The organism is Corallococcus sp. AB032C, assembly GCF_003668935.1.
GTDB classification, from domain to species: domain Bacteria; phylum Myxococcota; class Myxococcia; order Myxococcales; family Myxococcaceae; genus Corallococcus; species Corallococcus exiguus.
In genome coordinates this window covers 40,548-63,946 of the sequence record NZ_RAWP01000006.1, presented here as the reverse complement: position 1 = coordinate 63,946, position 23,399 = coordinate 40,548, and the positions used below count along the sequence as shown (strand labels likewise).

The following is a 23,399-nucleotide window of genomic DNA, read 5'->3' as shown; positions in this document are numbered from 1 at the left end:
AAGCTACTTGGGCGCCGGCACGCCCGAGGCGCGCTCCACGACCTCGTCGATGAGGCCGTACTGCCGGGCCTCCTCGGCGCTCATGAAGTAGTCGCGCTCGGTGTCCTTCTCGATGCGCTCGATGGTGTGGCCCGTGTGCTTCACGAACAGGCCGTTGAGGTACGTGCGCAGACGGAGGATCTCCTTCGCCTGGATGTCGATGTCCGTCGCCTGACCCTGCGCGCCACCCAGCGGCTGGTGGATCATGATGCGGCTGTTGGGCAGGGCGTAGCGCTTGCCCTTGGAGCCCGCCAGCAGCAGCAGCGCGCCCGCGGAGGCCGCCTGGCCCACGCAGATGGTGGACACGGGGCACTTGACGTACTGCATCGTGTCATACATCGCGAGCGCCGCCGTGACGGAGCCACCGGGCGAGTTGATGTAGAGGTTGATGCCCTTGTCCGGGTCCTCGGACTCCAGGAACAGCAGCTGGGCGACGATGAGGTTGGCCACATCGTCGTTGATGGGCGTGCCCAGGAGGATGATGCGGTCCTTGAGCAGACGGCTGTAGAGGTCGTACGCCCGCTCGCCGCGGTGCGTGGTCTCAATGACGAAGGGGACGTTCATGGCCCCCGTACCCTAATCGTCCCCCCGCGCGCGCGCTCCCTCCTTCTTGCAGGAGCGTGCGCTGTCCCACGCTTGGCCCGGAATGCCACGGGGCTCCCTTGCCCTGGAGGGGGAGGGCCCCAACACATCCCTCGCCGACACGCACCCACCGTTGGGGTGGGCGGAAAGCTGCTCTTTTCCGCCTGGACGCCGGAGACGGGCGAGAGCCCCGGGTGGGCCTGCTCCGGTTCGGTGGCTCACCCGGGGGCACGGTGCGCGCCGTGGACATCGCGCCGGGGCCCCTGTCCTCCGCACCCGGTTGGCCCATGGTGCCCTCGGGCGACCGCGTCTTCTTCCCGGCCTGGACGCCCACCGAAGGCCGGGAGCTGTGGGCCCTGCCCATGCCGTGAAGCGGAAGGCCTAGAGGTTCCCGGTCATCTTCTCCGGGCGGACCCACTGGTCGAACTGCTCGGCGGTGACGAGCCCCAGCTCCACCGCCACCGCCTTCAGCGTCTTGCCCTGCTTGTGGGCCGTCTTGGCGATCTTCGCCGCGTTGTCGTAGCCGATGTGCGGGTTGAGCGCGGTGACGAGCATCAGGCTGCGCTGGAGGTTCTCCTGGAGGCGCGGGAGGTTGGGCTCGATGCCCACCGCGCAGTTCAGGCGGAAGCTGCGCATGCCATCCGCGAGCAGGCGGCAGCTCTGCAGGAAGTTCTGGATGATGAGCGGCTTGAAGACGTTGAGCTCGAAGTTGCCGGACGCGCCGCCCAGGGAGATGGCCACGTCGTTGCCCATCACCTGGGCGGACAGCATGGTGAGCGCCTCGCTCTGCGTGGGGTTCACCTTGCCCGGCATGATGGAGCTGCCCGGCTCGTTCTCCGGGATGTTGATTTCACCAATGCCCGAGCGTGGCCCCGAAGACAGCCAGCGGATGTCATTGGCCACCTTGAACAGCACCGCCGCCAGGCCCTTGAGCGCGCCGTGTCCCTGCACCAGCGCGTCGTTGGCGGCCAGCGCCTCGAACTTGTTGGGCGCGGTGACGAAGGCGTGGCCGGTGAGCTTCGCGATTTCCGCCGCCACCCGCTCGGCGTAGCCCGGGGGCGCGTTGAGGCCGGTGCCCACGGCGGTGCCACCCAGGGCCAGCTCCAGCATGTGCGGCAGGGCCGCCTCGATGTGGCCCTTCGCGCGATCCAGCTGCGCCACGTAGCCGCTGAACTCCTGGCCCAGGGTGAGCGGGGTCGCGTCCTGCAGGTGCGTGCGGCCAATCTTCACGATGGACTGGAAGGCCTGGGACTTCTGGGCGAGCACGTCGAGCAGGGCGACCAGCTCCGGCAGCACGTGCTTCACCACGGCCTCCACGGCGGCCACGTTCATCGCGGTGGGGAACACGTCGTTGGAGCTCTGGCCCTTGTTGACGTCGTCGTTGGCGTGGACCTTGCGGCCTTCGCCGCGCTCGCCGCCCAAGAGCTCCGAGGCGCGGTTGGCCAGCACCTCGTTGCAGTTCATGTTCGTCTGGGTGCCGCTGCCCGTCTGCCACACCAGCAGGGGGAACTCCTCGTCGTGCTGGCCGGCGAGCACTTCATCCGCGGCCTTCACGATGGACTGGGCCTTCTCCTTGGAGAGGGAGCCGTTCTCCTGGTTCACGAGCGCGGCGGCCTTCTTCACCAGCACCAGCGCGTGCACGAGCGCCGTCGGCATGCGCTCGGAAGAGATGGCGAAGTTCTGGCGGCTGCGCTGGGTCTGCGCGCCCCAGAGCCGGTCGGCAGGGACTTCGATGGGACCAAAGGTGTCCTTCTCGATGCGAACATTCTTCGTGCTCACGGTGCGGCCTCCGCGCAAAAGGAACGATGTCCCGCGCGATTAACACCGCCGGACCGTCACGGCAGGGCAGAGTGACGACCCTGGCATGAGTGTCACTTCGTGAGCACCGCAGGCACCATCCGCGCCCTCTTCCTGGCCCAGGAGCGAGGCACGGCCATGCGCCGCGTCCCGGAGGCGCGGGCCGTGGAGCAGCACGGCTTCGAGGGCGACCGCCACCAGCGCAGGGCGGTGGGCCACAAGCGCCAGCTCCTGCTCCTGGACGAAGCGCAGCGCGCGGCGCTGGACGTGCCCGAAGGCGCGCTCAAGGAGAACGTGCTGGTGGAAGGGCTGCCCCTGGACGCGCTGCCACCGGGACAGCGCCTGGCGCTGGGAGCAGAAGTCTTGGTGGAGCTGACCGAACCCTGCGTGCCCTGCTGGAAGCTGGACGCGCTGCGCCCCGGCCTGCTGAAGGACAGCTGGGGCCGCAGGGGTCAGCTCGCACGGGTGCTGAAGGCAGGCACCGTGCATGAAGGCGACGCCGTGCGCCTGCTGGACGTGAACCCGGACGCCCCGCGCATCATCCGTCCCAAGCTGCCCTGAGCCGTCACCGGCTCCAGAGCCGGCCCAGATTCAGGGGCACCGCATCGAAGGGAACGGCATTCACGGTTCCACTTCCCAGGTGCACCCCGTGCAGGCGCCACTGCCCGTCCTGGAGGCGGTGGATCTCCAACCCCATCGCCAGCGGGTCGATGAACCACAGCCACTCCACGCCCGCGCGTGCATAGACGCGCATCTTCGGACCCCGGTCCCACCGGTAGGTGGACGGTGACAACACCTCGCCAATCCAATCAGGAGCCAGGGAGAAGACAGGCGTGTTTGGAATGCGAGGCATCCGCTCGCGGCGCCAGCCCGCGAGGTCTGGCACCAGCGCATCCCCCGTTCCCGCGAAGCGCAGCTCCGGTTCATACAGGATGACCCATCCACCGGGCCCATTGCTGCCCTCGTCGAACGGCCCATCCAGCCACCCTCCGAGCTTCGTCGCCGCCCTCGCGTGGGGAGACGCCGGCCTGGGACTGACGACCAGCTCGCCTTCGATGATCTCCCCCACCTTCGTCGGCGGCACGTCCTCCAGGACGGCGTACGACACCGACTTCCCCTTCCCACTCCCGTTTCCATCGCCCATGCGCGCAAGGATGCCCCCTACCCCTGACATCCTCAAGCCGACGGCCGACCAAGTCCGGCGCACGGAGGCAGGAAGACAGGCCCGCGCAGCGCTGCCTGCCCTGAACCCGTGGAGGCGGACGGCCTGCAGGACCTCATCGGAGCCTCGCTGCACGAGCGCGAAGCGAACGCCCGCGCGTGGACCGAGGACGCCATCGTGCGCGGCGCGCTCCTCTTCGACACCTACGCCAAGAGCGACGCGGTGCTCGCCTCGCTGAACAACCGGCACACCCGCTTCGCCGCCGGCCAGGACTGGCGCTTCGTGGCGGCGATGGAGTCGGACGAGGCCTTCCTGCCCCTGCGCCGCTCCCTGCAACTCAGCCTGCTCGCGGGGAGCGCGCTCCTGGGGGTGGCCGTCCTGCCGCCTGGGCCCTGGCTCGCGGCGTGACGCGGCCCATCGCCACGCTGAGCGCGCTGGTGTCCCGCGTGGTGCGCGAGGGCGACCTCACCCAGAAGGTGGAAGCCCACGGCCACCAGGACGAAGTGGGCGAGCTGGCCTCCGCCTTCTCCCGGATGATGGACGACACCCTCCAGGCCATGCACGGCACCCAGCGCATGACGCAAGCCCTGCGCGGCGTGGCCGAGCGCACGGAGTCCGTGGCCGGCGTCTGGCGCGTCTAGCAGCGAAACGCGCCAGGGCACGGCAGCCACGTCAGACGCGCTTCTCCCAGCGGGGCGTGTCGTCGTCCACCGGCGTGTTCGCGACCTTGGACACCCAGTCCAGCGTCCCCTGCAGCGGGGCCCGGCCAAACGCCTTCGCCGGGATGAACGCCCAGAGCAGCAGGTAGAGGGCGGCGCTCATCCCCGCGGACGCGAACAGCATCAGCACGAACGCCACCCGCACCAGCGAAACGTCCACGCCCAGCTCGCGCGCCAGCGACGCGCAGACGCCCAGCAGCGCCCGCCCCTGCCCCCGGTGCATGGGCACCGTGCGCGCACGGCAGTGCGGGCAGCGCTGCGCCTCCCCGGACAGCGCCTTCGAACAGGCCCTGCAGCGTGTCGTGACGTCCATGAGGTGACCTCCCAGTCAGGCCCCCGCTTGGCACGATGGGGGTCCCATACCTACCTACGGAACCCACCGCCCGTGATTGCGACCGCCCCTCCGATGTCGTGATTCCGGGGGTTTCTGGCCGACTGCGTCAGTGGATTTACAGATTTAATCCAGGCGATGTTGACAGCCTTACAGGCAAGCAGCTTCTAATTCACCAAGGCTTCCCTTCCTCAGACGGCAGGGACATCTTTCAGCCCGTTGGACCGCTTTTACAACGCATCTCGTCAGGAGCCGACATGGACGCGCGCACCTCCCAGAATCCCCCGGCCTTCGGCCCCGGCGTGACCGTGGAGGGCGACTGGCACCCGGATTACGCGGAGGTGCTGACGCAGGAGGCCATGGCCTTCGTGGCGAAGCTGGTCCGCACTTTCGGTGAGCGGCGGGAAGCGCTGCTGGAGCGGCGCAAGAAGGTGGCGCAGGACTGGCGCAAGGGCGAGCGCCCGCACTTCCTCCCGGAGACGGCGGACATCCGCAAGGGCGACTGGACCGTGTCCCCGGTGCCCGCGGACCTGCAGGACCGGCGCGTGGAAATCACCGGTCCGGTGGACCGCAAGATGATCATCAACGCGCTCAACTCCGGCGCCAGCGTCTTCATGGCGGACTTCGAGGACGCCAACAGCCCCACCTGGGACAACGTGGTGCGCGGCCAGCTGAACCTGCGCGACGCCGTGCGCAAGTCCATCTCCTTCACGGCGGAGAACGGGAAGCAGTACGCGCTGAATGAGAAGCACGCCGTGCTGTTCGTGCGCCCGCGCGGCTGGCACCTGCCGGAGCGCCACGTGCGCATCGACGGCAAGCCCATCTCCGGCTCGCTCTTCGACTTCGGCCTGTTCTTCTTCCACAACGCGCGCGAGCAGCTGAAGCGCGGCACGGGCCCCTACTTCTACCTGCCCAAGATGCAGAGCCACCTGGAGGCCCGGCTGTGGAACGACGTGTTCCACCTGGCCCAGAGCGAGCTGGACATCCCGCGCGGCACCATCAAGGCCACGGTCCTCATCGAGACGCTGCCCGCCGCGTTCGAGATGGACGAAATCCTCTACGAGCTGCGCGAGCACTCGGCCGGCCTCAACTGCGGCCGCTGGGACTACATCTTCAGCTTCATCAAGACGCTCCAGTCGGACGCGTCCGTGGTGCTGCCCGACCGCGGGCAGGTGACCATGGACAAGGGCTTCCTCAACGCCTACTCGCAGCTGCTCATCCAGACCTGTCACCGCCGGGGCGCGCACGCCATGGGCGGCATGGCCGCCTTCATCCCCATCAAGGGGGACGCCGCCGCCAACGACGCGGTGATGGCCAAGGTCCGCGCGGACAAGCTGCGTGAGGCGAAGAACGGCCACGACGGCACCTGGGTCGCGCACCCCGGTCTGGTCCCGTTGGCGAAGGAGATCTTCGACGCGCAGATGCAGGGCCCCAACCAGGTGGCCAACAAGCGCGAGGACGTGCGCATCACCGAAGCGGACCTGCTCAAGCTGCCCTCCGGCACGCGCACCGAAGAGGGCCTGCGCCACAACATCCGCGTGGGCATCCAGTACACCGCCGCGTGGCTGGGCGGCCTGGGCTGCGTGCCGCTCTACAACCTGATGGAGGACGCGGCCACGGCGGAAATCTCCCGCGCCCAGGTGTGGCAGTGGATCCACCACGAGGCCACGCTGGAGGACGGCCGCCAGGTGACGCCGGAGCTGTTCCGCAAGCTGCTCGCGGAGGAGATGGCGCGCATGGACCGCGAGGGCGCCACCGAGCGCTACGGCCAGGCGCACATGGAGAAGTCCCGCGCCCTCTTCGAGCAGCTGTCCACCGCGCCCGCCTTCGAGGACTTCCTCACGCTGCCGGCCTACGAGGCCCTCGACCCGCGGTCCTGACGCTTTCCAGACGCAGCACCGAAGTCTTTTCAACCCTTCACCGCAGCCCGAGGAGTCCTGGCATGTACGACGCGACGCCGACCACTTCCGATGCCTCCCCTCACGCGAAGCTCCATGCGCAGCGCTTCGAGGGAATCAAGCGCACCTACACGGACAAGGACGTGGAGAAGCTGCGCGGCTCCATCCGCGTGAGCCACACGCTGGCGGAGCTGGGCGCCCGCCGCCTCTGGGAGCTGCTCCACACGGACGAGTACATCAACGCGCTGGGCGCCCTCACCGGCAACCAGGCCGTGCAGATGGTGCGCGCGGGCCTCAAGGCCATCTACCTGTCCGGCTGGCAGGTCGCCGCGGACGCGAACTCCGCGGGCCAGATGTACCCGGACCAGAGCCTCTACCCGGTGGACTCCGTCCCCTCCGTGGTGAAGAAGATCAACAACGCCCTGCGCCGCGCCGACCAGATCGACCACGCGGAAGGCCGCAAGGACCGCAACTGGTTCGCGCCCATCATCGCGGACGCGGAGGCCGGCTTCGGCGGTCCGCTCAACGCCTATGAGCTGATGAAGGGCATGATTGAAGCGGGCGCCGCGGGCGTGCACTTCGAGGACCAGCTGGCCAGCGAGAAGAAGTGCGGCCACATGGGCGGCAAGGTGCTGGTGCCCACCAGCCACTTCGTGCGCACGCTGACCGCGGCGCGCCTGGCGGCGGACGTGATGGGCGTGTCCACGCTGCTCGTGGCCCGCACGGACGCGGACAGCGCCAAGCTGCTGATGAGCGACGCGGACGAGTACGACCACGCCTTCATCGACAAGGCGGCGGGCCGCACGGCCGAGGGCTTCTACCGCATCAAGGGCGGCCTGGAGTGCGCCATCGCGCGCGGCCTGGCCTACGCGCCGTACGCGGACCTGGTGTGGTGCGAGACCAGCACCCCGGACCTGGCGCAGGCCAAGGCCTTCGCCGAGGGCATCCACAAGAAGTTCCCCAACAAGATGCTCGCGTACAACTGCTCGCCGTCCTTCAACTGGAAGAAGAACCTGGACGACAGCACCATCGCGAAGTTCCAGCGTGAGCTGGGCGCCATGGGCTACAAGTTCCAGTTCGTCACCCTGGCGGGCTTCCACGCGCTGAACTTCTCCATGTACGAGCTGGCCCGTCAGTACAAGGACCGCGGCATGGCGGCCTACAGCGAGATGCAGCAGTCGGAGTTCGGCGCGGAGAAGAACGGCTACACCGCCACGCGCCACCAGCGCGAGGTGGGCACCGGCTACTTCGACCAGGTCGCCGAGGTGATTTCCGGCGGCAGCGCCAGCACCCTGGCCCTGCACGAGTCCACCGAGGCCCACCAGTTCTAGGCCTGGCGGATCAGGCTCGGACGCCCTGAAAAGGCACTGAAGGCCGTGGCGTTCCAGGGAAAATTCCCTGGGATTCCGCGGCCTTCGGCGTTCGCGAGGCGAAAGAGGCAACTTCCCCGGGGCTGGGGCGATAATGCAGGGAACGAACTTGAAGCCCCAGAGGCGCGCCCAGGCGTGCCTCGAATTGACCGGGGCCTTTTGACGGGAGCCGCCATGAACCGCATCACGTCCCTCTCCGGTCCGCGGGTGCAGCCGGCCACGACGAACACCGCCTCCTCCGTGTCGGGCAGCCGCTTCGGCTCGCTGATGTCGGGCGCGGCCGCGCAGCCGAAGACGGGCGCGCAGGTGACGGGCGGGTCGGTGGTGTCGGCGGCGCTGGCGCAGATGGGGGCCACGCCGCACGGCGGGCTGGTGAACGCCTACACCGCGGGCGCCACCTCCACGCCGGTCAACGTCACGGGCCAGCAGCAGCAGGCCGCGGCCTCGCAGACGGGCACGGGCACGGGGGCCAAGAGCGAGGAGATGCAGGCGATTGAAGACCTGGCCACCATGTCCGCGGTGAGCATGTCCCAGTCCATCCTGCACATGGGCGGCATGAAGCTGACCCTGGACCGCGAGTAGTCCCCGCGCCCCAGGGCGTCCTTCACAGCATCGACTTCACGTGAGCCCTGGGGGAGACCTCAGGGCTTTTTCTTGTCGCTGTCGTCGCTGTACTGGTCGCGGATGCCGTCGTGCCGGTTCTTCGTGTCGTTCCAGGGCTGATCCACGTCGGAGCGCTGCCCGCCGTTCTGCCCGGTGACGTCGTTGAGCTCCTCGGCGCGGCCTTCGGCGGGCACCCGGTCGCCATGCTCCTCCGGGTCCTTCTGCTTGCTGGGGTCCAGCGGGATGCCGGCGCTCTTCTTGAGGTATTCGTCCTTGGGGTCCATGCCGTCATTCCTCCCTTGAGTCCTCAAGGTGGTGACGGAAGCGCCGTACCGGGAGCGGCCGGGCGGACAGGCCTCCCCTTCCTCAGTTGAGGTACTTCGGCTTCGCGGGCGCGGCGGGCGGCTGGGCCTTCATCATCTCCAGGCCCTGGCGGGTGAGGACGAAGCGGACGACGCCGGACCCGCGCTCGGTCTCGATTTCAGCCTCGAAGGCGGGCCCGGCGATGCCGCCCAGGGACACGTCCTTGCGCAGGTTGTTCACGCGGCCAGAGAGCAGATCGCCGGCCACCTCTCGCGAGCCCTCGCCGCGCGTGTACAGCTCGAAGGCGGCCTCATGCAGCGTCATGGCCAGCGCCGGGGTGAGGGGCTGGGAGCTGAAGAGCACGGAGATGAGGAGCCAATAGGGCGTCTGTTCAGCCATCGCGGAGGGCAGTGTAACGGCTGTGGCTAGCGGGCGCGCGGCTGTCTTCGAGCGGCGATGCCTTCCGCGAGCACGCCCTGCGCCCGCCAGTGGCCATACAGGCGGCCCTGGGACGCGAGGAAGTCCAGCCGCTGCCGGGTGCGCTCGTCCATGCGGCCGGGGGCCGCGTCGCGGTACGGCGTGCCGGGCAGCGGCATGAAGGTGTGGCCGTGCACACGGGCGCCCAGGTCGGACAGCCGCTGCATGAGGTCCAGCGTGGCGTCCACGTCCGCGGGCTCCTCGCCGGGCAGGCCCAGGATGAAGTCCACGTTGGGCACGAAGCCGCCCTCCACCGCGAGCCGCGCGGCGCGCACCACGGTCTCCACGTCGTGGCCACGCCGGGTGGCCTGGAGGATGCGCTCGGAGCCGGACTGACCGCCGATGATGAGGTTGTCGTTGGCCACGTAGCGCTTGAGCAGCGCCAGGGACTCCGGCGTGACGTGCTCCGGGCGCACCTCCGAGGGGAAGGTGCCGTAGTAGATGCGCCCGTCCGGGGCCATGGCCTCCGTCACGGCGGCGAGCAGCTCCTCCACGGCGGCCAGGTTCACGGTCTCGTTGGGGGTGCCGTAGGACAGGGACGTGGGGGTGATGAAGCGCAGGTCGCGCCGTCCCGCGCGGCGCAGCTCGCGGGCCCAGTGGGCGATGTTGGCCACGGTGCGGTGCCGGAAGCGCGCCTTGGACATGAAGGGCGTCTGGCAGAAGCGGCAGGCGTAGATGCAGCCGCGGGTGATCTCGATGGCGCCGAACTTCACGTTCTTCGCGGCGAACGGGGGGAAGTCGTCCAGGCGCACGCCCTCGCCGTGGCCGTGCTGCACGAGCTTGCCGTCCTTGAGGTGCGCGGTGCCGTGCGTGGTGCGCGGGTCCTCGCCCTTGAGGATGCGGGCCAGGAGGGCGCGCAGGGTGTGCTCGCCCTCGCCCACGGCGATGAGGTCGAAGCCGGCCTGGAGCGTCTGGAGCGTTTCGGCGGTGGCGTGCACGCCGCCCGCGATGCAGAGGACGTCGCGGCCCTCCAGCCGTTCACGCACCCACGTGAGTTCCTCCACGGAGGGGCCGAAGCTGGCGGAGTAGAAGGACCAGGCGGCGACGACGGTGTCACCCGCGTCCACGCGTTCGCGCACGGTGGTCAGCAGGTCCTCGCGGTTGCGAGGGAAGTGCATCGACACGGCCGCGAGCGCGGGGTCCGCCTCCACGGCGCCAGCGAGCACGGTGAAGGCGTACTTGCCGGGGTACTGGTAGCTCAGGACGAGCGAGACCTTGCGAGGCGTCTGAGACATGACTTCCGGGGATGATGCCACAGCGCGGTCAGAGGAAGCGGCGCTCCCACTGGCGGACCTCGGCTTCGGGGAAGAGGCCCCATTCGCCCTGGTGCACGTAGAGCCAGGGCTCCAGCACGCGTGCCAGCTCGCGGTACGCGGGCAGTGTGTCACCGGCCTCCAGGTCCCCGGCTTCGGGAACCGGGCCCAGGGACACCACGGCGCGGTCTGGAGACAGGGACTCGACCTTGGTTGAAGGTGAGTGCAACCGGGACCGAAGTGCTTCCGCTCCGCCCAGCTCGTTGAGCACGGGCGGGCCCAGGAAGTTGAGCCACGCGGGGGAGCGGAGCTTCGTGCCCAGGTACAGGGACAGGCTGCCCAACCGGTTCAGGTCGAAGCCGGGGTGACGCCGGGTCACTTCACGCAGGCGCGGCGTAAGGGTCCGGGGCCAGGCGCCCACTTCAAGCGAGAGCCCCGCGTGCCCTGAGCTCCATGGCAGCTCACTCCCCAGGTCGATGGCGAATGAGCGGATCCACTCCGGCCCGCGTTCGTCCAGGAACTCGATGGGCAGCCTGAACTCCAGAGCGCAGGTACTCTCCCGATCCTCATTCTCGAAGCCAGCCACCGCTTTGCTCCGCCCCTGGTATTTGAAAGCGACGCCGGTCACGGAGTCGGGGCGCTCGATCAGCTCGACCAGTGCGGAGGTTGCCAGCAGCCGCTGCCGGACGACAGCCTCGCCTGCGGCGTCCACCGGCTGCCAGTCCCCCGAGGAGTCCACGTACCAGCCAGGCTGGCGCGGGCTGATGGCCTGACGGTAACGCTCCAGTGCTCGCAACACGGCCGGGGCCATCAACTCGTGGGGCTGCCGCATGTAGAACGCGATGCTGAGCCCCTCCCGCACAAGGGCCACCCACTGGCCGTCGATGTCGATGTCTTCACGAATCCTTGGGACTCGCCCGCTCATGGCGTAACTCCAAAGTTGGGAGACACCAACTGGGGTGCCCCCTCACTCTTGAGTATCTGCTGATAGATCTCGCCCTGATCCTTTGAAGCGAAGGGGTGCCCGTCAGGATAGGGATCCCATCTAGGAAAGTTGCCTACCGGGCACGGGAACTTGAAGTCGTAGACGGCTTGGACATTCAGCGGGTTCCCCAAGGCGTGCAGCACCACATCCGGCGCGATGGTCCCCGTCAACAGGAAGAACTGTCCGGCGGCCAGCCAGCGCGCCACCTCCTCCGGATCCAACCACCGCGTCCGGCCCGTCTTCGCATCGCGCAGGTAGCGCGGCTCCAGGCTGAACCGCCCCGCGTCCGTGGCGCCCAACTCCCGCTGTACGCACTCCAGCGCCGCCGCGTGCTTTGCGTTTCCCAACTGCACGGCCCTCGTCATCTCCCGCCCGTTCGCGTCCACCACCTTCGACTCACAGAGCTCGCGAGAAGTCCGCCCTCCGGGCCCCAACAGCCGCTCGTTCACATCGAAGTTCGCCTGCTTCGCGCACTCCACCAGCACGTGCTCCACGCGGGCCACCTCCGCCGCCTCCCACAGGCGCATCACCGCCGCGACCTCCGCGGCGCGGACCGCCGCCCGGGCCAGCCACGGCAGGATGGCGTCCTGCCCCACCTGGGCGGCGCACGCCGGATTGCGCAGACACCCCGCCGTCGCGGAGTCCACCGCCATCGGGGAGTAGCTTCGGGGCCTGCGCATCTCCGGGCCCGCGCATGCGGTCCACAGCAAGAGGCAGCACAGCCACCACATCCAACGGGGAGGAGTCATGCCGAGCCTCCTCGCATGGAAGCGCGGGCTCCTTCAACCCACCTCCCGCCCCGGACCTGCCGGAGCGGGAGGGTCATTCATCCAAGCATCAGCTCCGGCGACGGCGAGCCCGCATCAGGCCCAGCAGGCCCAGCAGCGAGAACGCGGCCAGCGAACCACCGCTCGCGGAGCAGCCGCCGGTGAAGTTCGCATCGCCTTCGCCCTGGTCCAGCGGCGCAGGCTTCACGCCCGTGTTCGTGCCCGCGTCCACGGAAGTGCCCGCGTCCACCACGGGGTCCGGATCCACGGGCGAGCCCGCATCCACCACCGGATCCGGATCCACCGGGTTGCCCGCGTCGAACACCGGGTCGGGATCCTGCGGCGAACCCGCATCCACCGAGGTACCCGCGTCCACCGGCGTGCCCGCGTCCACCACGGGGTCCGGATCAGGCTGCACCACCGGGAACACGTCCGCGCGGGTCGTCGCCTGGATCATGCCGTCGTGGTAGACGACGCCCACCGGCTTGATGGTGTCGTCCCGGTACAGGCCCAGCTTCAGGTAGTTGTTCTGGCCAGAGAACATCGTCTTGGCCTGGGTCTTCTTCAGCACCTGGACGCCGTTGTGCCACAGCTCCACGTAGCCCACGGACGCGTCTGGGGACCACTTCACGTGGAAGATGAACTCCTGCCACGTGCCGCGCTTGAGCGCCGTGCTCCACACCGTGCCGCTGTCGTTCAGCGTCAGGCGGATGAGCTCGCCCTTCACGAAGAACTCCACCGGCGGCGACCCGCAGCACCCGTCGTGGTGCCACTGCGTGAAGAGCTGCCACGCGTCCACGCTGGGGAAGTCGTTCGCGAACATCACCTTCCAGCGGTACCAGTACTCCGAGCCCACCTTCTCGTTGCTCAGATAGACGAGCTCGTTGCGATTGCCGCTGGAGTTGATGGGATCATCGCCCTGCTTCACCGTGGCCTTGAGGGCGTACTTGCCTTCCGACACCGGGCTCGTCACCACCTGGAGCCGGTCCGAGCTCACCATCTGCTCCTTGCTGTATTGGGAACGGTTTCCCGTCTCGAAATCGCCCCGCCAGACGATCTCCGCCGCAGCGAGGCTCGGGAGCAGAACAACCACGAGCCAGAGGTGCAGTGCTTTCAATGCTGAATCCTTGGGGGAGGGGGAAGACTGGGTGCTTTGATGTCAAACTTCGACAAAGGTTGGCGGCAATCATTCCCTGTCTTCATTCCCTCGCCAAACCATTCCCAGACGCCTGACAACACAGCATGCAACCAGGCAGGCCCCCACCTGGATTGAGACATGTTTCACGTCGGGGCCGGGCCGCCCGTACCCACCGAGCGGACGGCGGAGCGATGTCCTGAACGCAACGCGTCATTGACAGGGGAGCATCCAGGGGGCTGACGGGACGGGGGCGTGGTGTAAGGTCACGGGCCCTTCCGGCGCTCCCTTCCCGGGGCGCTCATCCGTGTGCCCCATGCTCGTACTGCGAGACGTCCAGAAAACCGACTTGCCCGGCCTGAAGCGTCTTGCCGCGGTGCTGAACACGGTCAACCTGCCGAACAACGAAGAGACGCTCGAGGCCATCATCGACAAGTCGGTGAAGAGCTTCGCCGGCAAGGTGAAGGACCCGTTCGAGCGCGAGTACCTCTTCGTGCTGGAGGACGTGCGCAACAGCCTCATCATCGGCACGTCGATGATCATCGCCCAGCACGGCACGTACGACGCGCCGCACATCTACTATGAGGTGAGCGAGCGCGAGCACTACTCGGCCTCGCTGGAGCGGCACCTGCGGCACAAGGTGCTGTCCATCGCGTACAACTACGAGGGCCCCACGGAGATTGGCGGCCTGGTGGTGGACCCGCCCTACCGCGCGACGCCGGACAAGCCCGGCAAGCAGCTGTCCTTCGTGCGCTTCCTCTTCATCTCCATGCACCGGCGGCTGTTCCGGCCGCGCGTGCTGGCGGAGCTCCTGCCGCCGCTGCTCCCGGACGGGCGCAGCCTCCTGTGGGAGGCCTGCGGGAAGAAGTTCACCGGGCTCACCTACCTGGAGGCCGACCGGCTGAGCCGCCAGAACAAGGAGTTCATCAAGGAGCTGTTCCCCGCGTCGGACATCTACGCGTCGCTGTTCCCGGACCGCGTGCAGAAGGTGCTGGGCGAAGTGGGCCCGGCCACGCGCGGCGTGCAGCGGATGCTGGAGCGGGTGGGCTTCCGGTACGTGGAGCGCATCGACCCGTTCGACGGTGGACCGCACTTCGAAGCGAATACGGAGGACATCTCCCTGGTGCGCCGCTACCGCACGATGAAGCTGGCGGAAGAGGACTTCGAATTGGTGGGAGACGACGTGCTGGTCGCCGTCGAGCGCGAATCCGGCCGCAACCGCTTCCGCTCCGTGCGCTGCCAGGCCCGGCTGGACAACACCGTCATCCACCTGCCTGCTCGCGCCAAGGAGATCCTGGAAGTGAAGCCCGGCGCGAAGCTGTCCGTCATTCCGTTCGAGTAGCGCGCACCACGCGGAAGTCTCCGCGCAGAAGCGACAGCCAGCGCTCCCCGGCCTCCAGGGCGGGGCCCTCTGGCGGCACCAGCGCCAGCGCCAGGTGCGTGTCCGGGCGCACGGGGTCCAGGGACGTGGGGTCCAAATCCAGCGTCCCGCCGCCCCGCAGCGCCACCCGCACCCAGGCGTGCGGCCGGGCGGGGCCGCCGTCCACCACCAGCAGCCCGTGCACCAACCCCACCCGCTGGCCCTTCTCGCGCGCCAGGGACGCATAGCGCAGGGCGTGAGCCAGGCAGCCTCCGGCCTCGCCCTCGCCGCCCCGGTTCCAGTCCGCCTCCGAGGGCCCCTTGTCCGGGAAGGCGGCGTGCACCTTCGCGGACAGGGCCCGCGCCGCCGCGGACGTCCACTCCGTCATGCCCTCAAGGCGCCGGGGGACGGACGGCGCGCGTGGCCCGTCCCTCCGAGCCGCGACGAGCGCCAGGGGCCCCGGGGCGTCTCCCTCCACCGGCAGGCCGTCCGAGAAGAGCTCCGGTGGCGGCTTCAGCCGTTCCCCGGGGGTGGCCCGGGTGAAGCGCGAGTCCCCCAGCTCCAGCACCTGGAGCCATCCCTCCCGGTCATAGGTGGCCCGGAAGGCAACCCCCAGCATCGTGCCCTCGGCGCGCGTGGGGCCGCGGGACGTGACGCAGTGAGGACCGATGCGCGTGGGGGAGGACAGCTCCTCACGGGCCTCCACGCACCCTTCGGGCGGAGGGCCCCGCCATACCCAGAGCGCCTGGGGCATCACGCTGCGCTCCCGGTCGGTGTCCGTGATGTGCCCCCTGCCGTCCACGTGGATGACGGCCGAGCGCCCCAGCATGCCCGCATGGCCCGAGCGCAGGTGCAGGTGCTCGCTGTCGTACGTGAAGCTCCCCGGCTCCAGCGTCAGGGTGACCGTACCCACCGGCACGCCGCGCCACGCGAAGATGAACCGGGCCCGCGACACCTCCGTGCGGACCGGCGCCGGGTTTCCGGCCTCGGGGCCCGCGCTGGCGGGGTTTACGGGGAGCGCCAGCATGGCGATGGCGATGAGGGCCTTCATGTCTCATGAAGCATGCGTCGAAATTGGGACCGGCGCGAGAAGGCGGGTTAGCGTCCACCCCGTCCATGGGCGCCAAACGGTACCTCTTCTCGTTCGGGCTGGTGGCAGCCCTGGTCTCCGCCCTCATCCTGGGCTTCGTATTGTGGTGGGTAACGGGCAAGCCGGATGACACGGCTGGGTGGGCGGTGCTGCTGCTCGGCGTGCCGTTCCTCTGGCTCATCGGCAGCTACCTGTCGTGGTTCCGCTTCGCGGCCATGCGGCGGCGCGAGCGGCGCGACCTGATGTCCCGGCTGGCGGAGGGCGACCTCACCACGCCCATCCACACCGGCTTCGAGGGCCAGGAGGACCTGCGCCGCCTCATCCTGTCCCTGCGCCGGGCCATGTCCCAGGTGCAGCGCGTGACGAGCAACCTGCACCGCACCGGCACTGGCGTGAGCGAGCAGGCCCGCATGCTGCTGGAGGCCGCGCGCCGTCAGGGAGGCGCCGTGGAGCGCACGCTCACCGCCGTGGGCGGCAACGGCACCAGCCTCCAGGTGGCCATCAAGCGCGTGCAGCACATTGAAACCTTCGCGCACGAGACGACGGGCGCCCTGCTGGAGATGACCGAGCGGCTGCACCAGGTGGTGGACGGCCTGGAGACCGTCAACGACTTCAGCCAGCGCACCAGTGGTCTCACCCAGGCGATGACGGAGCGGCTGACCCACATCGCCGCGTCGGGCGACGAGCTGGGCCGCTTCGCCTCCGAGGCGGAGGACTTCGTCGCGCTGGTGGAGGGCGGCATCGACGCCGTGCGCCGCCGCGCCACGGAGACCAACAGCATGGCCATCGCCGTCACCGCCACCGCCCAGCGCGGCGAGGCGCTGGTGGGCGACAGCGTGCAGGGCATGTACCGGGTGGAGGAGACGGTGCGCAAGGCGGCCGAGCTGATGGAGATGCTCGGCACGCGGTCGCTGGAGATTGGCCGCATCGTGGACGTCATCCAGGAGATCGCCGACCAGACGAACCTCCTGGCCCTCAACGCCGCCATCATCGCCGCGCAGGCGGGCGAGCACGGCCGCCCCTTCGGCGTGGTGGCCAACGAAATCCGCAGCCTCGCCGAGCGCACCACTCGCTCCACGCGCGAGATTGGCACCATGGTCACCGGCATCCGCGACGCGGTGGAGACCGCCGTGGCGCTGGTGCAGGAGGGCCGCGAGCAGGCCACCGCGGGCGTGGCCCTGGGCGACCGCGCCTCCGAGGCATTGAGCGAGATCCGCTCCATCACCCAGCGCACCTTCGCCGCCGTGGAGGCCACGGTGATGGAGACGCAGCGGCTGGAGGCGCAGGGCGCCACCGTCGTGGAGGCCAGCAAGCGCGTGGCCCGGCGCGTGGAGGACATCACGCGCATGGCCATCGAGCAGTCCGGCAACGCGCGGGACCTGGTGCGCCAGATTCAGGAGATGTCGCGCGTGGGCCAGAGCGCCGGCCAGAAGGCCGAGGCCCAGGCTCGCACCGGCCGCGACCTGTCCGAAGCGGTGATGCGGCTGAGCGCGGCCATCGAGGAACTGCGCGCCGCGCACCAGGTGCTCACCCGGGGTGACGCGTCCATTCGTGAGGAAGTCGCGCAGGTGCGCGAGGACGCGCGCCGGGTCATCCGCATTGGCGACGGGTTGGACCGCACGGTGGACCAGCTGGGCCACGAGACGGCGAGCCTGGAGGCGGAGGTGTTCCGCTTCCAGTTGCCGCGGGCCCGCGTGGGCGGCACGCTGAGGGTGGGTCTGCATCAGTCGGGCTCGCTGCGCGCGCGGCAGACGGTGGATCCGCTGTTCGCCGTGGAGAACCAGATGGCGGAGCTGACGGCGTGCCTCTTCTCCTGCCTGGTGCGGCTGGAGGACGGCATGCTGGTGCCCGACCTGGCCGAGCGCTGGGACGCGGATCCGTCCGCGCGCCGCTACCGCTTCTACCTGCGCCGGGGCGTCACCTTCCACGACGGCGCCCTGCTCACCGCGCAGGACGTGAAGCGCCACCTGGAGCGGCTGATGGACCCGGCGCTGCGCTCGCCGGACCGCAGCCTGCTGGAGGACGTGGAGGGCGCGCGCGAGTACGCCAGCGGAATGGCTCGCGAGGTGACGGGCATCGAGGTCCTGGACGAGGGCACGCTGGAGATTCGCCTGCGCGAGCCCAAGGCGTTCTTCCTCCAGCTCATGGCGCTGACCGCCACGGCGGTGGCGAAGATGGACCCGGCGGGGAAGCTGGTGGGCACGGGCCCGTTCCGCGTCGTGGGCATGCAGGCGGACCGGATGGTGCTGGAGCGCAACGCCACCTACTGGCGCGGCGGGCTTCCACTGCTGGACCGGTTGGAGTTCGTCCTCACGGAGACGCGTCCGCAGGCGGTGCGGCAGTTGTTGGATGGGCAGGTGGACCTCGTGTCGTTCCTGCACGTGGAGCACACGGAGGCGCACGGGCTGGACGTGCATCAGGTGGTGACCAGCACCACGCCCTCCACGGCGTTCCTGGGCCTCAACCTGAACGAGGCGCCGTACAACGACGTGCGCGTGCGTCGGGCGCTGCGCGCGGGCATGGACATCCCGAGCGTGGTGGAGCAGTTCCACCCGGGCGCGCGCGCGGCCCGCACCTTCACGCCGCCGGAGCTGCTGGACGGGGCACAGGAGCTGGGGCCCACGCCGGTGCCGGACCTGACGCTGGCGGAGCGGCTCCTGCGCGAGGCGGGCGTGCGGCGGTTGCAGCTCACCCTGCACCACGCGGTGGGCCGCGACACGTCCGCCGAGGACGCGGTGCTCTTCCGTCCGTTGATCCAGGCAGGGCTCCTGGAGCTACGGCATGAGCAGATGCCTCCGGAGGAGTACCTGGCGCGCCTGCGCGAGGGGAAGGTCCCGGCGTTCCGCACGCTGTGGCTGGCGGACTTCCCGGACCCCGACGCGTTCCTGCACTTCCTGCTCAACTCCAGCGCGCAGACGGTGTACCCGCTGGGCTACCGCAACCCGGAGCTGGACCGGCTCACCGCCGAGGCGCGCGTGTCCATCGACCCGGAGCTGCGCTCGCAGCTCTACAAGCGCGCGGAGATGCTGGCGCGCGAGGACTGCCCGCTCATCCCGCTGTACCACGACCGCACGCACGCGGTGGCGGTGGCCTCCGTGCAGAACCTGCGGCTGCACCAGACGCCGCCGCAGGTGCGCTTCGAGGACCTCTGGGTGGACCCGGCCGCGGGCGGTTAGGGCGCGGCGCGGCGGGTGCCCGCGGGGCTGCCATTGCGCTGGGGCCAGCCTCGGGATTCGGTACGTCCTCCGACGGGATAGGACTCCAGCCACCAGACGCCGTCGCGGCGTAGGGCCACGTGCAGCAGGTCTCCGGCGAACACCGCGCCCGCCACCTCCACGCGGCCTGGCAGCGAGCACTGATTGAGCTTGTTGCCGAAGGCGATCCATTCGAGCCACGCCTGGCGCTGACCGTTCGGCAGCTCCGCGTCCGCGAGCACGCCCACGGTGTTCTGCTCCAGCAGCGCGGCTTCGTGGAATGCACCTGGCAGCACCGGCGAGGGCAACACGTCCACCTCCGAGAGGAACTGGCCGTCGTCCAAGCTGAAGGAGCGCAGCACCGTGCGCAGCTCCGCGCCGGCGCAGGGAGTGCCGTCCGTGTGGTCGCACGCGAACGCGAACGCATGGCCGGTCGCGCCTCCGGGGGACATGAGCACGGGCTCGGCCAGGGGCGACAGCGTGCGCGTGCCCGCGTCCCAATCCAGCGCGGTAAGCACACCTCCATCCGTGTCCACGAAGGCCTGCGTGCCTACGAGCAACCGGCCCGATGCGAGCGCCAGTGACAACGCTCCGCCTGGGACACCCGCATCGAGCGGTTCGAGGCTCAGTGATGCGAGGCCTCCGTCATCGAGCGCATCACCGAACGCCATGAGTGTCCCGCCATCCGTGACCGGATCAGCCGATGCCTGGTCCGTGAAGGCCAGCCGTCCATCCCACGGCGTGTAGAGGTACGCACCGCGCGCGTCGTCCACGGCGAGCCTCGCCGCTCCGCCGCCGTCCTCCTCCGGCCCCATCGCCAGCGGCACGCCCGCGTCCGCGCTCAGCAACACCAGCCGGGAGCGCAGCGGCTCCGTGCCCGCGTCGTCGCTCCACGTGACGTACGTCAGCACGTCCCCTTCCTTCGTGAGCGCCACCCTGCCCGCTCCCGTTGTGCCGGGCACGACCTCCGGTGTTCCTCCATCCAGCGCCGTATCGGCGAACGCCAGCGACGTGCGCCAGCGCAGCTCGCCCACGCCTCGCGGCGCGTATGCCTCCAGCGCTTCCGGCGCGAGCACCACCACGCCCGCGTCCGACGCCGCGAGCAGCGTCCTCGCGCCCCCGTCCTCATAGGGCGACTCGTAGCGCAGCAGTCCGCTCTCCGTGTACGCGGCGAGCCAGCAGCCCGCGTCCTCACCGCACACCGACGCGTAGACCGTCCCATCGTCCACCAGCAGCACCGGTCCGCCGTCCTCCGCGACAGGCATCCCGCCCAGCTCCGCGCTGAAGACGGACTCCAGGTCTCCAGCGTCCGGGCGCATACACTCGCCCGCGCTGCACTTGCCTTCATCCTGGCAAGGCGTGGCCGGCGCGCAGACGAAGCCGTCCGGCGGCGTCACCGACCGGCATGTGCCGCTGAAGCAGACCCGCGCCGCCTTGCAGCTCACCGCGCCGCAGGGGCTGAAGTCCGCCACGTCCACCTCCTGGCAGCCCGAGTTGCGGTCGCACACGCCCACCTTGCAGGGGTTGCTCGGCACCGGGCACGCGACGTTCGCCGTCACGCAGCCCTGTGTTGGCGAACAGCTGTCCACCGTGCACGGATTGTCGTCATTGCACGTGCGCGGCTGCCCCACGCAGATGCCCGCCTGGCAGCGGCCGTTCTCCTGGCAGCGGCTGCTGGGGATGCATGACGCTCCGTCCGCCTGCGGGGACTCGATGCACAGGCCGGAGTCCAGGTCGAAGCGCGAGTCATGGCACTCCCTCTGCGGGATGCACGCCAGCGGACGCACGCCCACGCCGGTGAGCTTCACCTTCGCCGTGGTGCGCCCCGCGGTGAGCACCAGCTCCCCCTCCACCTGCGTGCTGCCCGCGGAGAACAGGATGTCCACGGTGCCCGTGCCGCTGCCCCCCACGACAATCTGGGACACGACGACGAAGAAGGGCGCGTCCGTCACCGCGTCCACCGTGACGCCCGCGCGGCCGGTGGCCACCAGCGTCAGCGAGCGGCGCACCTGCGTGCCCTCCAGCACCCGGCCGAAGTCCACGACCTCGACCTGCGGCCGGAAGCTGGCGCTCGCACCGCCCACGTTGGGGTCGTCGCCACAGCGGCACCCTCCCACCAGGACGAGCAACAGGAGCAGCCACCAGCGAGCACGGATGCGGGACATGCCCCCGACTCAACCGCGCCACCCCGGGCCCGCGCAACGTGCGCCCCACCCTGGCGGGTCGTCCCCGCACATTTTCATGCCCACCTGGGCCCGCTACGGTTCCACGGCCGACTCACGCCGCCGCGTCAGCGCTCGCACACCGAACCCCAGCGCCGCCACCACGAACAGCCCGATGACCGCGTACTGGTAGCGCGACACCAGCACCGTCAGCCGCTCCAGGTTGCCGCCCACCGCCATGCCCAGCGCCAGGATGAGCCCGCTGTGCGCCAGCGCGGAGATGGCGCCCAGCACCAGCGCGTTGAAGCGCGGCATGCGCGCCGCCCCCGCCGCGATGAAGATGACGCCCCGGATGCCTGGCAGGAACCGGTTCACCAGCAGCAGCCACGGCCCCGCGTGCCGCATCCGCGCCTGCACCTGCTCCAACCGCGCGTGCGTGAGCCCGAAGAAGGAGCGCCCCGGCTGCGCCTCGAAGCGCTTCGCCAGCCACTGGCCCACCGCGTAGTTGATGAACGCGCCCACCACGCTGCCCGCCGTCACCACCGCGAGCACCAGCCACCAGGGCTTCACCCCGCGCGCGGCGTAGACGCCGCCCATGAGCACGATGGTGTCCCCGGGGAACGGCGGCACCACGTACTCCAGCATCGCCGCCACGCCGAGCACCAGGTACCCGAACGGCCCCAGCGCCCCAATCAGCTTGTCGACGTGCTCGATCCACATCCGTGCGGTGCCCTCCAGGCCCGGAAGCCCTCCGCGCGAGACTTAAGTCGTCTCCCCTCCCGGCGGAACCCGTGTCCTCCACCAGCCGCGCGGCGGTGAACACGCGCGGGCGTGGACCTCAGGCCTGCCGGGGCGAAGCAGCAGGCGTCGGAAGCACCGTGCCGCCGTACTGGCTCGCCGCCAGCGTGCCGCACGCGGCTCCAATCTCCTTGCCGCCCGAATAGCGCCGCGCGATGGGCGCCTTCAGGATCTGCAGGTGGTCCCGGAACGCGCTCAACTCCTCCGCCGTGGGCGGCAGGTACTTGCCCGTCGGATCCGTCACGTCGATGAGGTCCACCTTGATGGGGATGCCCTCGAACGCCGCCTTCAGCGCCTCCGCGTCCTCGCGCTCCAGGTTGAAGCCCTGGATGGCCACGTAGGCAATCATCGCCCGCTCGCGCCGCGCCTCGCTGTACTCACGGATGGCCTGGATCAGCTCCGGCAGCGGGTGCGTCTTCTCGATGGGGAGCACCTTCGCGCGCTTCTCCGGGATGGCGCTCGTCACGCTGAACGCCAGGCGGAACGGGTGCCCTTCCTTCGTATAGCGGCGAATCGCGGGCACGTGCCCCGCCGTGGAGAACGTGATGGCCGTGCCGGAGATGGAGAACCCCGCCGGGTGCGACAGGATCTGCGCCGCGCGGATGGTCTCCTTGTAGTTCAGCAGCGGCTCGCCCATCCCCATGAACACCACGCCGCCCACGCGCCGGTCCGCCTCCGCGCGCACCTGCATCACCTGATCCAGGATCTCCCAGGTCTGGAGATTCCGCTGGAAGCCCAGCTTGCCCGTCATGCAGAAGTCGCACGCCAGCGCACAACCCACCTGGCTGGACACGCAGACGACGTACTTCTCCTCGAAGATGGGGATGCGCACCGCTTCGATGCGACCGCCCAGCGGCGACTCGAAGAGGTACTTCACGAAGCCGTCTTCCGCCTGCCGCCGCTCGACAACCTTGAGGGACGGCATCTCCGCCTGGGCGCGGAGCAGGTCCGCGACCCGGCGAGGCACCTGGGGCGCCAGCGCGACGGCATCCACCGTGGGACGGGCGTGGGCGAAGACGCCCGCGAACACCTTGCGCACCGCGGTCGCGGACGGCTGGGCCGGCGCGAGCGCTGCTTCCAGCTCCGGCAGCGACAGTTGTTTCAGGTTCACGAGCAGGACTTGATCTTCGAGCGCAGGAACTCGGTCAGCTTCGCTGACACTTCCCGAGGCATCTTCAGCGCCATGGCGCGCTTGCACAGGCCGGGAGTCGCCCGATAGGTGCTGAGGAATTCCTCGCAGGGCTTACAGCCCGACAGGTGCTCCTGCAGGTGCCGCGCCTCCTCCTCGGGCATTTCGCCTTCAAGGAACTCAAGCAGGAGGTTGATGGAATCTTTGCAGGTATACATCCGAACCTCGGCTGGCTGCGGCTCCCC

General features: G+C 69.6%; 24 protein-coding genes. 9 read left to right on the top strand and 15 right to left on the bottom strand.

Translation table 11 applies throughout. From position 1 onward, the window contains the following. Positions 1–3: 3 nt before the first annotated feature. The gene (gene clpP, locus D7X99_RS03700; protein ID WP_014399808.1) at positions 4–603 is read right to left on the bottom strand and encodes an ATP-dependent Clp endopeptidase proteolytic subunit ClpP; all 600 of its coding nucleotides are present in this window, start codon (positions 601–603) and stop codon (positions 4–6) included. Positions 604–815: 212 nt separating this feature from the next. Between clpP and D7X99_RS42640 the strand changes: the two genes are divergently transcribed. Then, a complete protein-coding gene (locus D7X99_RS42640; RefSeq protein WP_158626915.1) occupies positions 816–992 on the top strand; it encodes a hypothetical protein in 177 nt (58 codons plus the stop codon). Between the two features lie 10 nt (positions 993–1,002). Here the strand turns inward: D7X99_RS42640 and fumC are convergent, their stop codons facing one another. Then, positions 1,003–2,400 (bottom strand): class II fumarate hydratase, encoded by a 1,398-nt coding sequence (gene fumC / locus D7X99_RS03695; RefSeq protein WP_121776582.1) that lies wholly within the window; start codon positions 2,398–2,400, stop codon positions 1,003–1,005. 99 nt (positions 2,401–2,499) lie between these two features. Here fumC and D7X99_RS03690 point away from each other — a divergent pair, with 99 nt between their 5' ends. Next, complete coding sequence (locus tag D7X99_RS03690; RefSeq protein ID WP_233613068.1) at positions 2,500–2,979, top strand: MOSC domain-containing protein; 480 nt, start codon at positions 2,500–2,502, stop codon at positions 2,977–2,979. 4 nt (positions 2,980–2,983) lie between these two features. Here D7X99_RS03690 and D7X99_RS03685 read toward each other — a convergent pair whose 3' ends face one another. Next, positions 2,984–3,526: a Uma2 family endonuclease gene (locus D7X99_RS03685; RefSeq protein ID WP_233596714.1), complete on the bottom strand. Its 543-nt coding sequence runs from the start codon at positions 3,524–3,526 to the stop codon at positions 2,984–2,986. Between the two features lie 144 nt (positions 3,527–3,670). On the opposite strand from D7X99_RS03685, the gene D7X99_RS42635 reads away from it, so the two are divergent. Continuing rightward, entirely contained in the window at positions 3,671–3,988 is a 318-nt protein-coding gene (locus D7X99_RS42635; protein ID WP_158626914.1) for a hypothetical protein, read from the top strand. Then, positions 3,985–4,221 (top strand): HAMP domain-containing protein, encoded by a 237-nt coding sequence (locus D7X99_RS42630; protein WP_158626913.1) that lies wholly within the window; start codon positions 3,985–3,987, stop codon positions 4,219–4,221. The genes D7X99_RS42635 and D7X99_RS42630 overlap by 4 nt, the downstream gene beginning before the upstream one ends. A gap of 31 nt (positions 4,222–4,252) precedes the next feature. On the opposite strand, the gene D7X99_RS03675 is transcribed toward D7X99_RS42630, so the two are convergent. After that, positions 4,253–4,612 (bottom strand): PspC domain-containing protein, encoded by a 360-nt coding sequence (locus tag D7X99_RS03675; RefSeq protein WP_121776492.1) that lies wholly within the window; start codon positions 4,610–4,612, stop codon positions 4,253–4,255. Positions 4,613–4,887: 275 nt separating this feature from the next. On the opposite strand from D7X99_RS03675, the gene aceB reads away from it, so the two are divergent. From aceB to D7X99_RS03660, 3 genes are all read left to right on the top strand, one after another. Further along, entirely contained in the window at positions 4,888–6,510 is a 1,623-nt protein-coding gene (gene aceB, locus D7X99_RS03670; protein ID WP_121776491.1) for a malate synthase A, read from the top strand. A gap of 62 nt (positions 6,511–6,572) precedes the next feature. Next, positions 6,573–7,859: an isocitrate lyase gene (gene aceA, locus D7X99_RS03665; protein ID WP_121776490.1), complete on the top strand. Its 1,287-nt coding sequence runs from the start codon at positions 6,573–6,575 to the stop codon at positions 7,857–7,859. Between the two features lie 213 nt (positions 7,860–8,072). Beyond that, the gene (locus tag D7X99_RS03660; RefSeq protein ID WP_121776489.1) at positions 8,073–8,480 is read left to right on the top strand and encodes a hypothetical protein; all 408 of its coding nucleotides are present in this window, start codon (positions 8,073–8,075) and stop codon (positions 8,478–8,480) included. Positions 8,481–8,539: 59 nt separating this feature from the next. Here D7X99_RS03660 and D7X99_RS03655 read toward each other — a convergent pair whose 3' ends face one another. From D7X99_RS03655 to D7X99_RS03630, 6 genes are all read right to left on the bottom strand, one after another. Further along, on the bottom strand, positions 8,540–8,785 hold the full coding sequence (locus D7X99_RS03655; RefSeq protein WP_120575298.1) for a hypothetical protein: 246 nt from the start codon (positions 8,783–8,785) through the stop codon (positions 8,540–8,542). A gap of 82 nt (positions 8,786–8,867) precedes the next feature. Beyond that, a complete protein-coding gene (locus tag D7X99_RS03650) occupies positions 8,868–9,203 on the bottom strand; it encodes a hypothetical protein (RefSeq protein WP_121776488.1) in 336 nt (111 codons plus the stop codon). 26 nt (positions 9,204–9,229) lie between these two features. Further along, positions 9,230–10,516, bottom strand: a complete 1,287-nt coding sequence (locus D7X99_RS03645; protein WP_121776487.1) for a TIGR04013 family B12-binding domain/radical SAM domain-containing protein — start codon at positions 10,514–10,516, stop codon at positions 9,230–9,232. A 28-nt stretch (positions 10,517–10,544) separates the two neighbouring features. Next, entirely contained in the window at positions 10,545–11,459 is a 915-nt protein-coding gene (locus D7X99_RS03640; protein WP_171805187.1) for a type VI immunity family protein, read from the bottom strand. Beyond that, positions 11,456–12,268 carry a hypothetical protein gene (locus D7X99_RS03635; RefSeq protein WP_121776486.1) on the bottom strand — a complete coding sequence of 271 codons (813 nt, stop codon included), beginning with the start codon at positions 12,266–12,268 and terminating at the stop codon, positions 11,456–11,458. Before D7X99_RS03635 ends, D7X99_RS03640 begins: the two co-directional genes overlap by 4 nt. An 88-nt stretch (positions 12,269–12,356) precedes the next feature. Then, positions 12,357–13,403 carry a polysaccharide lyase gene (locus tag D7X99_RS03630; RefSeq protein ID WP_121776485.1) on the bottom strand — a complete coding sequence of 349 codons (1,047 nt, stop codon included), beginning with the start codon at positions 13,401–13,403 and terminating at the stop codon, positions 12,357–12,359. A gap of 334 nt (positions 13,404–13,737) precedes the next feature. Here D7X99_RS03630 and D7X99_RS03625 point away from each other — a divergent pair, with 334 nt between their 5' ends. Next, positions 13,738–14,763: an arginine N-succinyltransferase gene (locus D7X99_RS03625; protein ID WP_120575303.1), complete on the top strand. Its 1,026-nt coding sequence runs from the start codon at positions 13,738–13,740 to the stop codon at positions 14,761–14,763. On the opposite strand, the gene D7X99_RS03620 is transcribed toward D7X99_RS03625, so the two are convergent. Continuing rightward, positions 14,747–15,832 (bottom strand): lasso peptide biosynthesis protein, encoded by a 1,086-nt coding sequence (locus D7X99_RS03620; RefSeq protein ID WP_121776484.1) that lies wholly within the window; start codon positions 15,830–15,832, stop codon positions 14,747–14,749. The two genes, D7X99_RS03625 and D7X99_RS03620, sit on opposite strands and share 17 nt — an antisense overlap. A 65-nt stretch (positions 15,833–15,897) precedes the next feature. On the opposite strand from D7X99_RS03620, the gene D7X99_RS03615 reads away from it, so the two are divergent. Beyond that, a complete protein-coding gene (locus tag D7X99_RS03615; RefSeq protein WP_121776483.1) occupies positions 15,898–19,047 on the top strand; it encodes an ABC transporter substrate-binding protein in 3,150 nt (1,049 codons plus the stop codon). Here the strand turns inward: D7X99_RS03615 and D7X99_RS03610 are convergent. The 4 genes from D7X99_RS03610 to D7X99_RS03595 all read right to left on the bottom strand — a co-directional run bounded on the left by D7X99_RS03610 (position 19,044) and on the right by D7X99_RS03595 (position 23,372). Continuing rightward, positions 19,044–21,230 carry a hypothetical protein gene (locus D7X99_RS03610; protein WP_121776482.1) on the bottom strand — a complete coding sequence of 729 codons (2,187 nt, stop codon included), beginning with the start codon at positions 21,228–21,230 and terminating at the stop codon, positions 19,044–19,046. The two genes, D7X99_RS03615 and D7X99_RS03610, sit on opposite strands and share 4 nt — an antisense overlap. 93 nt (positions 21,231–21,323) lie before the next feature. Then, the gene (locus tag D7X99_RS03605) at positions 21,324–21,947 is read right to left on the bottom strand and encodes a DedA family protein (RefSeq protein WP_121776481.1); all 624 of its coding nucleotides are present in this window, start codon (positions 21,945–21,947) and stop codon (positions 21,324–21,326) included. 118 nt (positions 21,948–22,065) lie between these two features. Further along, complete coding sequence (locus tag D7X99_RS03600; protein WP_120575308.1) at positions 22,066–23,136, bottom strand: radical SAM protein; 1,071 nt, start codon at positions 23,134–23,136, stop codon at positions 22,066–22,068. Further along, complete coding sequence (locus tag D7X99_RS03595; RefSeq protein WP_014399836.1) at positions 23,133–23,372, bottom strand: anti-sigma factor; 240 nt, start codon at positions 23,370–23,372, stop codon at positions 23,133–23,135. The genes D7X99_RS03600 and D7X99_RS03595 overlap by 4 nt, the downstream gene beginning before the upstream one ends. Positions 23,373–23,399: the final 27 nt, after the last annotated feature.

What these genes read in the sequence shown, in the direction of transcription:
- clpP (WP_014399808.1), bottom strand. Translation starts at nt 603, where the DNA reads ATGAACGTCCCCTTCGTCATTGAGACCACGCACCGCGGCGAGCGGGCG.
- D7X99_RS03675 (WP_121776492.1), bottom strand. Translation starts at nt 4,612, where the DNA reads ATGGACGTCACGACACGCTGCAGGGCCTGTTCGAAGGCGCTGTCCGGG.
- aceB (WP_121776491.1), top strand. Translation starts at nt 4,888, where the DNA reads ATGGACGCGCGCACCTCCCAGAATCCCCCGGCCTTCGGCCCCGGCGTG.
- aceA (WP_121776490.1), top strand. Translation starts at nt 6,573, where the DNA reads ATGTACGACGCGACGCCGACCACTTCCGATGCCTCCCCTCACGCGAAG.
- D7X99_RS03660 (WP_121776489.1), top strand. Translation starts at nt 8,073, where the DNA reads ATGAACCGCATCACGTCCCTCTCCGGTCCGCGGGTGCAGCCGGCCACG.
- D7X99_RS03655 (WP_120575298.1), bottom strand. Translation starts at nt 8,785, where the DNA reads ATGGACCCCAAGGACGAATACCTCAAGAAGAGCGCCGGCATCCCGCTG.
- D7X99_RS03650 (WP_121776488.1), bottom strand. Translation starts at nt 9,203, where the DNA reads ATGGCTGAACAGACGCCCTATTGGCTCCTCATCTCCGTGCTCTTCAGC.
- D7X99_RS03645 (WP_121776487.1), bottom strand. Translation starts at nt 10,516, where the DNA reads ATGTCTCAGACGCCTCGCAAGGTCTCGCTCGTCCTGAGCTACCAGTAC.
- D7X99_RS03640 (WP_171805187.1), bottom strand. Translation starts at nt 11,459, where the DNA reads ATGAGCGGGCGAGTCCCAAGGATTCGTGAAGACATCGACATCGACGGC.
- D7X99_RS03635 (WP_121776486.1), bottom strand. Translation starts at nt 12,268, where the DNA reads ATGACTCCTCCCCGTTGGATGTGGTGGCTGTGCTGCCTCTTGCTGTGG.
- D7X99_RS03625 (WP_120575303.1), top strand. Translation starts at nt 13,738, where the DNA reads ATGCTCGTACTGCGAGACGTCCAGAAAACCGACTTGCCCGGCCTGAAG.
- D7X99_RS03620 (WP_121776484.1), bottom strand. Translation starts at nt 15,832, where the DNA reads ATGAAGGCCCTCATCGCCATCGCCATGCTGGCGCTCCCCGTAAACCCC.
- D7X99_RS03615 (WP_121776483.1), top strand. Translation starts at nt 15,898, where the DNA reads ATGGGCGCCAAACGGTACCTCTTCTCGTTCGGGCTGGTGGCAGCCCTG.
- D7X99_RS03610 (WP_121776482.1), bottom strand. Translation starts at nt 21,230, where the DNA reads ATGTCCCGCATCCGTGCTCGCTGGTGGCTGCTCCTGTTGCTCGTCCTG.
- D7X99_RS03605 (WP_121776481.1), bottom strand. Translation starts at nt 21,947, where the DNA reads ATGTGGATCGAGCACGTCGACAAGCTGATTGGGGCGCTGGGGCCGTTC.
- D7X99_RS03595 (WP_014399836.1), bottom strand. Translation starts at nt 23,372, where the DNA reads ATGTATACCTGCAAAGATTCCATCAACCTCCTGCTTGAGTTCCTTGAA.